The sequence below is a fragment of the [Muricauda] lutisoli (nom. illeg.) genome (genome assembly GCF_017313105.1).
Lineage (GTDB): Bacteria > Bacteroidota > Bacteroidia > Flavobacteriales > Flavobacteriaceae > Flagellimonas > Flagellimonas lutisoli.
The window spans coordinates 1,018,562-1,032,068 of record NZ_JAFLND010000001.1 but is presented as its reverse complement, the minus strand read 5'-3'; the positions used below and the strand labels follow the sequence as shown (position 1 = coordinate 1,032,068).

The following is a 13,507-nucleotide window of genomic DNA, read 5'->3' as shown; positions in this document are numbered from 1 at the left end:
ACATACTACCAATCAATGGGCTCTTTACCCATTTTGACCAATAAGCTGTTTGTTTTGCTAAAATGCTGGTTACCGAACCATAATCCACGATTGGCGCTCAAAGGGGAAGGATGTCCCGATGTTAGGATATGGTGCTTGGTTTTGTCGATCAAAGATGATTTTTTCTTCGCAAATCCGCCCCAAAGCAAAAAAACAACACCTTCCAGTTCCGCGGAAACCGTTTTGATCACGGCATCGGTAAACTGCTCCCAGCCCTTTTTTTGGTGACTCCCTGCCTGATGTGCACGAACCGTCAGTGTAGCGTTCAGCAACAACACGCCTTGGTCCGCCCAATGTTCCAGATTACCACTCTTTGGATAGGGCTTTTCCATATCAGTTTTGATTTCTTTGAAAATGTTCACCAAGGACGGTGGATGCGGGATACCATCTTTCACGGAAAAACACAATCCGTTTGCCTGATCGGGCCCATGATAAGGGTCTTGACCAATAATCACCACTTTGGTTTCTTGAAACGGACAATGGTCAAAGGCCGCAAAAATATCCTTACCCTTTGGGTAACAGGTACTTTGTTGGTATTCCTGCTTCACAAAAGTGGTCAATTCTTGGAAATAAGGCTGTTCAAACTCGTTGTTTAATTGTCCCTTCCAACTCGGCTCAATGTTTACGTCCATGCGATGATTTTACTTCTTTTTGGTCAGTTTATAAATCAAATACCCAATGCCTACGACAAAATGGAGCAGGACAACGCCTGCAATAATATAGATCACCGTATTGTCGCTCCTCATTTTAATTGGATTTTACTGAATAACACAGGGGCAAATCAAAAGTACACAAAGCGAATTGTTTTTGCTAAACGGGAAGACCTCAAAAACACATCAAAATCCTATCTTTGCGCTGCTAGTAGAAAAAGATGCGAAACATTCACCCCAAAACACTTCAAGATCTAGAGTTTCCGACGGTATTGAGTCAAATCGCCTCGCGATGCAATACAGAACTGGGTAAAGAAGATGCCTTGTCCATACAACCTTTCCGAGATAAGGAGAAACTGATGGATGTACTGGGGCAAACCTCGGAGTATTTGGCTTCTTTTTCCAACGACAATCGTATTCCCAATCATGGTTTCGACCATATCAACAATGAATTGGGGCTGCTCAAGATCGACAACAGCACTTTGGAAGTAGCCGGTTTTCGAAAAATTGGAGGTATCTGCAAAACCGTGGCCATTCACCAGAAATTCTTTAAGAAGTTCAAGGAGTACTATCCGCTGCTTTTTGATAAGGTGAATGCCTTGGAACTACATCCCGAAATCCCAGCTGCCATTGATGATGTCATCGACAAATTCGGAGAAATCAAGGATTCCGCCTCGGATGAGCTACGGTACATTCGAAGCCAGATCAATCATGTGCGCAGTAAGATCAATCAGAGTTTTAGCGCTGCACTGGGCCGTTATCAATCTTCCGATTTTTTGGATGAAATCCGGGAGTCCGTAATGGAAAACCGCAGAGTATTGGCCGTAAAAGCGATGCACCGCAAAAAAGTGAAAGGTACCGTGATGGGAACCTCTAAAACGGGAAGCATCGTGTATATTGTTCCAGAGGCCACATTGACCTATACACGAGAGCTGAATAATCTCGAATTTGAGGAAAAAGAGGAGATTCAACGCATTTTAAACAAGCTAACGGACGAAATTAGACCATATCTCGAGGTACTTCAGCAGTATCAAAAGTATTTGTCCGATACGGATATTACCGCAGCCAAAGCAAAATATGCCAACGAGATGAACGGCTTGTTGCCCGAAATCAATGAGGAACGGGAATTGTTTCTGCGCGATGCCTTTCATCCCCTACTCTATTTGTCCAACAAACGAAAGAACGAAAAAACCTGGCCACAGACCATAAAACTGCACAAGGAGAATCGAATCATTGTGATTTCGGGGCCGAATGCCGGAGGAAAAAGTATCACGTTGAAGACCATCGGGTTGCTTCAAGTGATGTTGCAGAGTGGCATGCTGATCCCCGTGCACGAACGCAGTTCCGTTTGCTTTTTCGATAAGATTTTAACGGATATCGGTGACAATCAATCCATTGAAAATCATTTAAGTACATACAGTTATCGACTCAAGAACATGAACTACTTCCTTCGGAAGTGCAACGACAAAACCCTGTTCTTGATCGATGAATTTGGAACAGGAAGTGACCCCGAATTGGGCGGTGCATTAGCTGAAGCTTTTTTGGAAGTGTTCTATGAGCGCGAAGCTTATGGGGTCATCACAACGCACTATGCCAATTTAAAGGCTTTGGCCAACGAACTACCGCACGCCACCAATGCCAACATGTTGTTCAACTCCAAAACTTTGGAACCCACCTTCCAATTGGTTTTGGGTGAGGCGGGAAGCTCCTTTACGTTTGAGGTGGCCCAAAAGAACGGTATCCCCTACTCTTTGATCAACAAGGCCAAGAAGAAGATAGAGCGCGGAAAGGTTCGTTTTGATGCCACTATTGCCAAACTGCAAAAAGAACGTAGTAAAATGGTGGAGACGGGCTCTAAACTCAAAGAAGAGGAGTCCAAGGCCCGTGAGGAAAATGAACGTTTGGAGAAACTCAATTCCAAGATCAAATCCAAGTTGGAGAGCTATCAGGAAATGTACGACCACAACCAGCGTATGATTCAATTGGGCAACAAATTGAATACCGCTGCCGAAAAGTATTTCATTGATAAAAAGAAACGCCCATTGATCTCGGAAATGCTTCGTATTGTGGAAACGGAAAACAGTAAGCGTAAAAAAACCACGGCTAAAAAGGCCAAGGCCAAACAGCAGGAAAAGAAACAGGTGGCCCAAGAACTGGAGCAAAAGATCAAGAAAGTACGTGTAGAGAAGAAAATCAAAAAGAAAAAAGCGATCCAGGCCGAAAAGAACAAACCACGCCCAGTATTTAAAATTGGAGACCGTGTTCGTTTAATGGACGGCAAGGCCGTTGGCACCATCGATACCCTCGAAAAAGGCAAGGCCGTGGTCAATTATGGCATGTTTACGACCAATGTAAGCGTAGATCAATTGGACTTGGTGGAGGCGAAAAAGTAGCCCGATTATTCTTCAAGGACACGAAGGTTCCTCACCTATCTCCCCCATCAAGAAACCATATCAACTCATTGATTTTTGGCATATTGGAATACTATCCGACCAATCAAGACCGTCATAAATGACGTTATAATGGATGAAAAATCGCATCTTTAAAGCAACACTAATCCATTTATCATGCGACAGATACTTTTATTTGCTTTAACTCTTTTTCTAGTAAAGCCAATTGCTGCACAAACTTCTTTAAATAAAATTGACCTTGAAAATGGAAATTATAATGTAGGATTTAAACACTACACTGCTTTTGACTCCACAAGAACTTACAGTAGGATTTTTGATTACTCAAACAAAAAAATGCCTAGGCCAATTCACATAAGCATGTGGTATCCTTCAAAGCAAAATGTTGCTGATTCCAAACCATTACAGGTCATACATTATTTTGAAATCCTCAAAGAAGAAGAGGAATGGGAGTATTTGCCTAATGAACAAATATTAAATTGGTTTTATTATCCCAATACACCTGCCAACCGCAAACATCTTGAAGAGACAACAACAGCCTACGCCAATCTGGCATTTGGAAAAAGTAAATTCCCAGTAATTATTTATGCGCCAAGCTTTCAAGCATCTTCAATTGAGAATTTTGCGTTATGCGAGTATTTGGCGAATCATGGTTTTATTGTGCTCTCTAGTCCGAGCAGAGGCACTAAGACTCGATGGTTCAGTGGTGACAACACCATGGAAATGGAAACCCAAGCTAGAGATGTCGAGTTTTTGATAAAGGAAGCGGGTAAATTACCAATTTCCGATTATGATAAAATTGCAATTATGGGTTTCAGTTTCGGTGGTTTGGCAAATATTATTGTGCAAAATCGGAACGATTACGTCAAAGCGATTATAAGTCTTGATGGCACAGAACGATATCAATACGGATTACTGCAGCAATCTCCTTTTTTCGATGCTAAACGTATCGATGTTCCCTACCTTCATATGGCCCAAAAAAAAATTCCTGAAACAGTGTTAAAAGAAGACAATATTGACCCCCAACTCAATACTGTTTTTCAATTATTTGATAGCATCACAAGGAGTAAGGCCCATAAATTAAAGTTTAACAATTTAACCCATGGCCATTTCAGCACTTTAGGTATACTTTTTGGAAATAGGGACAAAAGACAGGATAAAAGCGATTCAGAGATCATGACATCCTATAAATGGGTTAGTCGTTATACTTTAAATTTTTTGGAAGCTAGCTTGAATAGGGACAAAAACGCATTAAAATTTTTAAATAACACAATGTCGGGCAAAATGGTTGACGATGGTTTGATATCCAAAGAATCCAAACAGCCGGAAAAAGATGGGGTCACGTTTCAGGATTTTAACGATTTGGCATCAAAGGAAAACTATGAAAACCTGCAATCACTCTACGATTCAATTGCCCAAAAGCATCCTAGGTTTAAAATCCCTGAGGGTAATTTAAATACTTTAGGCCTTCAACTTGTTTTTAACCCAGATATATCATCACAAGGAATTAAGGTGTTTTCATTGGCGATAAAACTTTATCCTGGTTCTTCAAATTTATACGATAGTTTGGGGGAGGGATATTTATTTATGGGAAAAAAGGAAAATGCTATTGAGAGTTTTAAGAAGTCTTTGGAATTAAACCCCAAAAATCAGAATGCCATCAACCGATTAGAGCAATTAAAACAATAAAGTTTGTAATGAATATCGATCATTGAAACTCCCCGGATTTAGGCTGATTTTAAAACATATTATAAATTCCGATCAAGGCACAGTTCATTTTTCCTATCTTGTTTAGCAATAAGAATTAAACCAACCTAAACAAGAAATGAAAAAGCCACTGACTTCTTCCAGTAGAAGAAATTTTGTAAAAAACACCGCACTCGCTTCCAGTATTTTTATTGTTCCCCGCCACGTTTTGGGAGGCCCTGGATTTTTGGCCCCTAGCGACCGCTTGAACATTGCCGCCATAGGCGCTGGAGGTAAAGGTGCATCCGATATTGCCAACGCATCCGTCAATGGTCGGGAAAATGTTGTTGCCCTTTGCGATGTTCACTTTTCTGGGTCAGCAAAGCAATCGGTAGAACGTTTTCCCAAAGCAAAACTATTCAATGATTACCGCGAAATGCTGGATACTGTGAAGGATATCGATGCGGTTACCATAAGTACCCCCGATCATGTACACGGCCCTGCGGCGGCCTATGCCATGGAACGAGGTAAACATGTGTATGTACAAAAGCCCATGACCCACAATATCAGTGAGGCACGTATGCTGACGCAAATGGCCCGAGACAAACAGGTGGTGACCCAAATGGGAAACCAAGGGGCATCCAATCCGTTATTGGGCTTGGTTCAAAAATGGGTGGATTCTGGAGCCTTGGGAAGAATCACCAAAGTGGAAATATGGACCAATCGCCCTGTGTGGCCACAAGGAAATGCAATGCCACAACCAGACCCTGCAAGCAAACCCGATGATTTGTTTTGGGATCTATGGTTAGGCCCCGCCCCCGAGCGACCTTATACACCAAATCTACATCCATTTAATTGGAGAGGTTGGTGGGATTACGGAACAGGAGCCTTGGGTGACGTGGGCTGTCATTTGATCGATATTCCATACCGAACTTTGAAATTGGGATATCCCACTGCGGCCGAATGTAGCGTAGGAACTGTATTCTCGCAAATGTGGAATCCCGACTACCATCCGGAAGGGTGCCCTCCATCCTCGTTCATTACGTTGAATTATGAGGCCACGGACAAAACGGCCGCCCCATTGACCATGACCTGGAGCGATGGTGGTATACGTCCCTCCCACCCAGAGATTATTCCAGCTGATAGCGACATAGGAGGCCCTGGTAGCTACAATGGAGTTTTGATTCACGGAGAGCACGGAGTAATCTCCACGAATATAAACGACAGCTCCCCTTTGACCCCTAAATTATACATGAGCAATGGGGTTACCGAGTTTGGTCCAGAGGTAGAAGAAATGCCAGAACCGGAATATGGCCACCAACGAAAATGGGTGGATGCCTGTAAGGCTGGATTTGGTAGCAAAGAACACCAAGGATTGACCTCCTCGTTCGACTATGCGGGCCCGATGACAGAAACAGTATTGATGGGCAACCTGGCCATACGCAGCTACATGTTGCGCAGGGAGAATGATAAAGGCAACATGGAATTTTATGGTCGTAAAAAACTGCTATGGGATGGAGATAACATGGAAATCACCAATTTTGAGGATGCCAACCAGTTTGTGACCCGAACCTACCGCGAAGGTTGGGGCATGCAAGATGTTTAAAATGAACCCAATACATTAAAAGGTCGCTATCAAGCGGCCTTTTTTTATGGTTAGATGCGGATGTATCACAAAATAGAGAATGGATTCTTTTGAATTGGACAAAAAATCCCTGAACTTATAGAGGTAGGCAAGTTCTGAATCTAGAAACCATATTTAAATAAACAGTTTACATGAATACCTTTTTGAATGCATGGGGAGAGGCCGCTTATACCAGTCTAGGCTTTTTCTGGATGGCACTATGGGCATTTGCCCTAGGTTACCTTATCAGTTCCATGATACAAGTTTTTGTTACGGAAAAGCGAATGCAAAAGGTTATGGGTGACAAAGGCGGGAAAAGTGTTCTACTGGGCACCTTTTTTGGTTTTATAAGCAGTTCCTGTAGCTTCTCTGCTCTGGCAACTTCAAAATCCCTTTTTAAAAAGGGGGCAAGCTTTGTTTCATCAATCGCCTTTTTATTGGCATCCACCAACCTGGTGATTGAATTAGGAATCATCATATCTATCTTTTTGGGCTGGCAATTTGTTGTTGGAGAGTATGTTGGCGGAGTGTTACTTATATTGTGCAGTTGGTTGCTGATCAGGATTATCAATCCAAAAAAGTTGATCCAAAATGCAAGAAAACGTTTGGATGAAGCCAAGGAAGAACACGTTGAGCAAACTTCGTTGCGCGAAAAAATTACCTCGCATGAAAACTGGGCCAAGGTGGGAAAGCAATACTTTATGGAGTGGAAAATGGTGTGGAAAGATGTCACCGTCGGTTTTACCATTGCCGGAATAGTGGCCGCCTTTGTTCCGGATGCTTTTTTTGAAACACTTTTTATCAATACGGGACAAGGGCAACAATCGTTTGACTTTCTTACCCTTTTGGAACATGTGGTTGTGGGTCCCGTTGCTGCCTTTCTTACATTTATAGGTTCTATGGGAAACATTCCCCTAGCGGCTTTATTATTTGGCAAAGGAGTAAGTTTTGCTGGTGTAATGGCCTTTATATTTAGCGATTTGGTGGTTTTTCCAGTGCTTCGCATCAATGCCAAATATTATGGTTGGAAAATGTCCTTATTTATACTTTTCCTATTGTTCACCTCTCTTATAGGTGCCTCCTTGCTGCTTCATTATGGCTTTGATTTTTTCGATGCCATACCCAGTGCCACTGCCGATAAAATTTCAGGAAAAGAATATTTTTCGGTTGATTACACTTTTTTCTTGAACATTGCTTTTCTGGCCATATCCGGAATAATGATCTACCTCGGTCTATTTAAAGGGAAGGATGTTCATTACCATAAAGAAATGGCGCCGAAAAGTCCTTTATTGGAGAAAACCTTAAAATGGATAGCTATACTAAGCTATTTCTGGCTAACCATCGGGGTTGTATTGAAGTTCATTACTGTTTAAATAAAACAGCCGGCATCAAATGGTTGAACCCCACTTGAGCGGCCGACTGCCCTAGTAAATGACTAAATCAATATATTCTGGACATGTAAAATGTTACTTCAAAATCACTTCCAGAATCCTCTTCTAATTTCAACACCTCATTTTGAAGTATGGCGTTACCATTATCGTCAAAGTTCATTTTGATGTCCTTTAAATATATTTTGCGTGAATTCTTGCCCAAGTATTCATTCGAACTAAATAAATCATCTTCAGAGAATTCCGCTTCAATCTGAACATAATCATTCTCCAAATCAGGCTTATAAAGCTCCACTTCACTGGCTTCGTCTCCCGGAATCGACCAAAACACGCCTTCCCTGATGCTTATGTAATTGTTTGAGGTTCTGGTGTAGGATTCACTAGCCATTTGCTGACCTCCTTGGAACAGTTTGATGTTCAGATTGCCGCGCAAGGACAGATCCCCGCTTTCGCCGGCGTGCGAAATCATTTCGATACCTCCCAATTCAATTCGATATTTTTGATAGGCCTCATAACAGGTCCTGATGTTGTATTCACTGCTCAACACAACTCTCGCCACCGGAAAATCATTTCGGATATAGCGCAACGTATAGGCCAAAGGTGCGGCAGGGGAATCTGCCGAGTAGTTGCCCCCATTGGTAATGTACTCGTATACACCGGCAGGACCACTTACCGCCCCGGCGGCATCGGAACCACTGCCCCCCACGACCAAGGCTTCAATTTTGGAGTTATTGATGATACTCTGGTATTCGGCATTGCCATTGGCGTTCGCTGAGTTGAACGAGGCATTGAACGCGGATTGTACATCCGTGATACTGGAGTTGGACTCCACGGTATATAGCACCATACGTCCATATTTTACCGAGGACACAATTACGGGGCTCGTGGAATTTAGCACAGGCATTTCATAGAACAAGGAACCCGGGTTGTTATTGGGTGGCAGGTCTAGATCAATCGTATAGTATTCCTGAAAATATTTGATGACGTATTTATAGCTGTATTGCGAATTGTCAAAATTGAAAGAGGCCGAAACATCCCTGTTCTTGGTGCGATAGTTAGCTCCCAAGGCTACACTGAGGTGTTGCTCGGAGTACACTTCTTCAATAGTGAAGTTCAACTTGGCAGCGGTGGCACCAGTGACCCCTTGTTGCAATACGCTATTGACCCCTTCCCTGACAGTGGACAGTTTAGGGTCCTCGATCTCAACCGATGATGTTCCATCGATATTCTGCAAGGAAACCGATAACGTAATTGGTGCCCGTCCACCGTTGATGCCAATATATTCCCCTGTTGGAATAGATTCACCTTTGAGCATGGCCCCAGGATAGATCACATCGGTGGTGGGATCCAACGAAAGCATTTCGTCAAAGCCCGGAGATGTTTTGTAACGCTGTACCACACATTCCTCCGTGACATCATCTGGATTTCGCTCTGGGTTTTCCGGTTCGCTCACTTCTTCGGTAGCCGCTTCGCTTTCCTGTTCAAACGATTGTAGACTTGCCAATACGGTATTGAAGTTCGTTTGCTCTTCTTCAGTAGGAGGTTCGGTGCCCGTAATCGACGGTTCAGAGGATTCATCCTTTGAGCATCCGACACAGATGATCAAGCTCAATGACAGCACCATTAGTAAGGCACTGTTCTTAAAAAGTGATTGCTTTGTTTTCATAATTTTTAGTTTTTTGAAGTTCAACATGCTCGAAATTAGAGGCGTAAGCTCCTCAAACCTATTTTCGGGCATGGACAAAGTATGGACAGCCACCATGGACGATACCCAAAAACCATATGGACAGCCTGATTTTAAAATTTGTGCAGTTCATCGATTAACCCCAACAAAATCAATACTTTAAAGAGGTTTTGGAATCAGAATCGAAGAAAAGAAACATGGATTTTATATGGACAAGCCCTTTTTTGACTTTATAATCCATTGGGATTCAAAGGCATAATATTTCTACCTTGTAGAACAACATGCAACCTTAACTATGAGAAAATCAGTCTTACACATCCTCTTTTTACTTGTTTTGGCACCCAGCTTAAGTTTTGGCCAATATGATGCCACCCCGCAACAAATCGATAGTCTTCTGGAAGTATTGGCCAGCACCCCTATTGATTCATCCAGAACCCCTATATTGGTTAATCTCTGGAGAGCCCATATTGATCGTGATATTGACAAGGCTTTTGGCTATGCCGACCAACTCATTGATTTAGGGAAACAGTTGGACAATGTTCCCATTCAGCATACAGGCTATCAAAGAATGGGAATTGCCTATTCTTACATTGACGATTACCCATCATCCAATATCTATTACAGAAAAGCCATGAAACTGAGTGAGGAGCGTCAGCGTTATAGCTCCACAGCTGCCATGCAAATCAATATTGCCATCAACCATTCCATTATGAACCAACATGACAGCACGTTGACCTATGCCAACAAATCCATAGAAAATTTCGCAAAAGAGAATGACTCTACGGGAATCGCTGCCTGCTACAACGTTATTGCGGGCATGTATTTTAATAAAGGTCAATATAAATTATCGCTGGAAAGTTCCCTGAAGGCTATGGGGATATCGGAACGGCATAACGACCGTCGTGATGCCAAAACTTCCCTAAGAAACATTCACCAAAACTATCTCAAAATGAAGGATACCACCAACACCGTAAGGTATCTGAAAAGATTGATGCAGATGAATAGGGAGGATAATGACAAACATGGTTTAATCTCCGATTTAAGCAATTTAGGGATACTTTACACGAGCATAGGTGACAGTCTGGAAATCGCCAAAGAAATGTTGGACGAAAGTTGGGAGCTATCGCAGTCCATGAAATTCCCCAGCGGCCAAGTTTTCACCCTTTTGGGTTTGGGCAAGTATTATGTGAAAAAGAATGACATGGCAAGGGCCCAATCCTTTTTTAAGGAATCGTTGGGCCTCGCTGATTCATTGAACCAAATAGGCAGTGTGGTGGACAACCAATTGGAATTGGCTGGGATTGCCCTTCAAGAAAATAGTCTTAATGAAGCCAAGTCCTGGTCGCAACAAGCCTTGACGCTATCAAAAAAAACAGATTTATCGGAAGATCAGGCGCAAGCCTATCAGCTTCTGTCAGAAATTGCGCTAAGGGAAGGCAAACAAGGTGATGCTTTACGCTATTTCAAACAATATAAAATAGTGAACGACAGTATTTACAACATTGAAAACGGTCAGCGGCTGTCCGAACTTCAAACGATTTACGAAACCGAGAAAAAGGAAGCCGAAATCGCTCTGCAGGAAGAGGAGATCAACACCTTGAATGCAAAAGCCAAAGTGGATAAGCTCACCAAAGGGCTCTATGCCGGAGGCATGGCCTCTGCCCTAGCCCTTTCTGGATTATTGGTGTTCGGTTATCGTCAAAAAATGAAAAAGAACAAAATTGAACGGGAAAAGCAGGAGGAAATCTATCAACAGGAAATAGCGCACAAAAAGAAGGAACTTGCCAGCCAGACCCTGCATTTGGTGCAAAAAAATACCTTTATCCAAGAGCTGATGGAGAACTTGGAGAACATTAAAAACTCCCCCGAAAAATTTAAAATGGAGTTCAGGCGTATGGTAATGCTCCTGAAAAAGGAAAATGCCTCGGATAAGGATTGGGAAGTATTCAAAACCTACTTCGCCGAGGTCCACAACGACTTTGACCAGAAACTAAAGACCATTTATTCGGACATATCGGAAAAAGAGATTCGATTGGCCGCTTTTTTGCGGATGAACCTGACCACCAAAGAGATTGCAGCAACCCTCAATGTGTTGCCCGATAGCATATTAAAATCCAAGTACCGCTTAAAGAAGAAATTGGGACTGGACAAGGAAACCGACCTGGTAGATTTCCTCAATAGCCTGTAAATATCTTAAAATCAATACCGAACTGGTTGTTTATCATACTTATTTCATCGAACTTAGTGGGACAAGCCATAAAAACTAAACACTGAACGCCATGAAAAAAGTATGCGTTGCCATTTTGGCGGTATCCCTATGGATTATTTCCTGTAAAAACTCCAAAGAATCTTCAGAATCAACTGTAGAGACCTCTGTAAACCTTTACCATAATGGAGATATCTTGACCATGGAGGGCGATACCCCCAATTATGTGGAAGCGTTGGTTGAAACCGATGGTGAAATCGTATTTGTGGGCTCCAAGGCAGATGCTTTGGACCGGTTTACCGAAGAGGTCAATCAAATCGATTTACAGGGCAACACCTTGGCCCCTGCCTTTTTAGATGCTCACGGACACTTTTTCAGTGTTGGTTTTACTTCGCTATGTGCAAATATATTGCCCCCACCGGATGGCCCTGGAGCAAACTTTGGTACTATTGTAGCCACCCTGACCGAATTTAAAGATTCAGAAGACGGGAAATACCTTGTTGAAAAGCTAGGGTGGATTATTGGCAATGGCTACGACGATTCCCAACTTGAGGAAGGCGACCATCCGAAAGCCGTGGATTTAGATCAAGTAAGTACTGAACTTCCCGTCATCATTTTGCACCAATCCGGACATCTTGGTTCGATCAATACCAAGGCCATGGAGATTTTGGGCTTTACCAAGGATACTCCCGACCCCGATGGAGGCGCATTGCGACGCGATGATGAAGGAAACCCGAATGGGGTTCTGGAGGAAGCTGGTTTGTTTAACGTGCTATTTCCCATATTCGCAAAGATGGATGCAGAGTTGGCTATGCAATGCATTCAAAAAGGACAGGAAGAATATGCCAAGAAAGGGTACCTCACTGCTCAAGATGGAAGAAGCACGACGGACCAAGTTGCTCTGTTGATCGCAGGGGCGAAAAACAGTTCGTTTTATATTGATGTGGTTGCTTATCCCGACATTACATTGGGCACCGATTATTTGGAGGAAGGCGAATACGTGCCCTCCCATTCCTATAAAAACAAATTCAGAATTGGAGGCGTAAAGCTTACCCTCGATGGCTCTCCACAGGGCAAAACCGCATGGCTGACAGATTGCTATTTTGAAAACCCCGAAGGAAGGTCGGGTTGTTACAAAGGGTACCCCGTTATGGATGATGAGGCGGCGATAGGCTATGTGAAAACCGCCTTTAAGAACAAATGGCAAATGCTTTGTCATAGCAATGGAGATGCTGCCATAGACCAATATTTAATGGCGGTGGAGGCTGCACAGGAAGAATTTGGCTACCCCGACCACAGAACCGTTCTTATTCATGGGCAAACATTGCGGAAAGACCAAATTCCAGACTTGGTGAAATTCGATATTTATCCCTCACTTTTCCCAATGCATACCTTTTATTGGGGCGATTGGCACAGGGAGTCCGTGCTGGGAGAACCGCGAGCAGATTATATTTCACCCTGCAGGGATGTGTTGGATGCCGGTTTAAACCTCACGTCGCACCACGATGCTCCGGTAACCTTTCCCAATTCGATGCGGGTTTTGGATGCCACCGTAAACCGAGTGACCCGAAGCGGACAGGTTTTGGGCCCAAACCAACGAATCTCACCTTATGAAGGATTAAAGACCTTGACCATTTGGGCGGCCAATCAATACTTCGAAGAAGACACCAAAGGTACCTTGACCGTAGGTAAATTGGCCGATTTGGTGATTTTGGACAAGAATCCCTTGAAAATTGATCCCTTGGACATTCATACCATCGAGGTTCTGGAATCCATAAAAGAGGGAGAAACCGTCTTTAAAAGATAATTACGGTCAATTGTT

8 protein-coding genes are annotated in these 13,507 nt (G+C 43.0%); 6 read left to right on the top strand and 2 right to left on the bottom strand.

All coding sequences use genetic code 11. From position 1 onward, the window contains the following. Positions 1–5: 5 nt before the first annotated feature. A complete protein-coding gene (locus J0X13_RS04830; RefSeq protein ID WP_207070309.1) occupies positions 6–671 on the bottom strand; it encodes a uracil-DNA glycosylase in 666 nt (221 codons plus the stop codon). A 239-nt stretch (positions 672–910) separates the two neighbouring features. Between J0X13_RS04830 and J0X13_RS04825 the strand changes: the two genes are divergently transcribed. The 4 genes from J0X13_RS04825 to J0X13_RS04810 all read left to right on the top strand — a co-directional run bounded on the left by J0X13_RS04825 (position 911) and on the right by J0X13_RS04810 (position 7,780). Continuing rightward, entirely contained in the window at positions 911–3,082 is a 2,172-nt protein-coding gene (locus J0X13_RS04825; RefSeq protein ID WP_207070308.1) for an endonuclease MutS2, read from the top strand. 375 nt (positions 3,083–3,457) lie between these two features. Continuing rightward, positions 3,458–4,786 (top strand): tetratricopeptide repeat protein, encoded by a 1,329-nt coding sequence (locus J0X13_RS04820; RefSeq protein ID WP_242535613.1) that lies wholly within the window; start codon positions 3,458–3,460, stop codon positions 4,784–4,786. Positions 4,787–4,922: 136 nt separating this feature from the next. Next, on the top strand, positions 4,923–6,389 hold the full coding sequence (locus J0X13_RS04815; protein WP_207070306.1) for a Gfo/Idh/MocA family protein: 1,467 nt from the start codon (positions 4,923–4,925) through the stop codon (positions 6,387–6,389). Positions 6,390–6,559: 170 nt separating this feature from the next. Then, complete coding sequence (locus J0X13_RS04810; RefSeq protein ID WP_207070305.1) at positions 6,560–7,780, top strand: permease; 1,221 nt, start codon at positions 6,560–6,562, stop codon at positions 7,778–7,780. A 67-nt stretch (positions 7,781–7,847) separates the two neighbouring features. Here the strand turns inward: J0X13_RS04810 and J0X13_RS04805 are convergent, their stop codons facing one another. Then, positions 7,848–9,461, bottom strand: a complete 1,614-nt coding sequence (locus tag J0X13_RS04805; protein ID WP_207070304.1) for a thiol-activated cytolysin family protein — start codon at positions 9,459–9,461, stop codon at positions 7,848–7,850. Between the two features lie 313 nt (positions 9,462–9,774). On the opposite strand from J0X13_RS04805, the gene J0X13_RS04800 reads away from it, so the two are divergent. Both J0X13_RS04800 and J0X13_RS04795 read left to right on the top strand, forming a co-directional pair. Further along, on the top strand, positions 9,775–11,667 hold the full coding sequence (locus tag J0X13_RS04800) for a tetratricopeptide repeat protein (protein ID WP_207070303.1): 1,893 nt from the start codon (positions 9,775–9,777) through the stop codon (positions 11,665–11,667). Between the two features lie 91 nt (positions 11,668–11,758). Further along, positions 11,759–13,492 carry an amidohydrolase gene (locus tag J0X13_RS04795; protein ID WP_207070302.1) on the top strand — a complete coding sequence of 578 codons (1,734 nt, stop codon included), beginning with the start codon at positions 11,759–11,761 and terminating at the stop codon, positions 13,490–13,492. Positions 13,493–13,507: the final 15 nt, after the last annotated feature.

Coding starts and splice junctions, on each gene's coding strand:
- J0X13_RS04825 (WP_207070308.1), top strand. CDS start 911: ATGCGAAACATTCACCCCAAAACACTTCAAGATCTAGAGTTTCCGACG.
- J0X13_RS04815 (WP_207070306.1), top strand. CDS start 4,923: ATGAAAAAGCCACTGACTTCTTCCAGTAGAAGAAATTTTGTAAAAAAC.
- J0X13_RS04805 (WP_207070304.1), bottom strand. CDS start 9,461: ATGAAAACAAAGCAATCACTTTTTAAGAACAGTGCCTTACTAATGGTG.
- J0X13_RS04795 (WP_207070302.1), top strand. CDS start 11,759: ATGAAAAAAGTATGCGTTGCCATTTTGGCGGTATCCCTATGGATTATT.
- J0X13_RS04820 (WP_242535613.1), top strand. CDS start 3,458: ATGTGGTATCCTTCAAAGCAAAATGTTGCTGATTCCAAACCATTACAG.
- J0X13_RS04810 (WP_207070305.1), top strand. CDS start 6,560: ATGAATACCTTTTTGAATGCATGGGGAGAGGCCGCTTATACCAGTCTA.
- J0X13_RS04830 (WP_207070309.1), bottom strand. CDS start 671: ATGGACGTAAACATTGAGCCGAGTTGGAAGGGACAATTAAACAACGAG.
- J0X13_RS04800 (WP_207070303.1), top strand. CDS start 9,775: ATGAGAAAATCAGTCTTACACATCCTCTTTTTACTTGTTTTGGCACCC.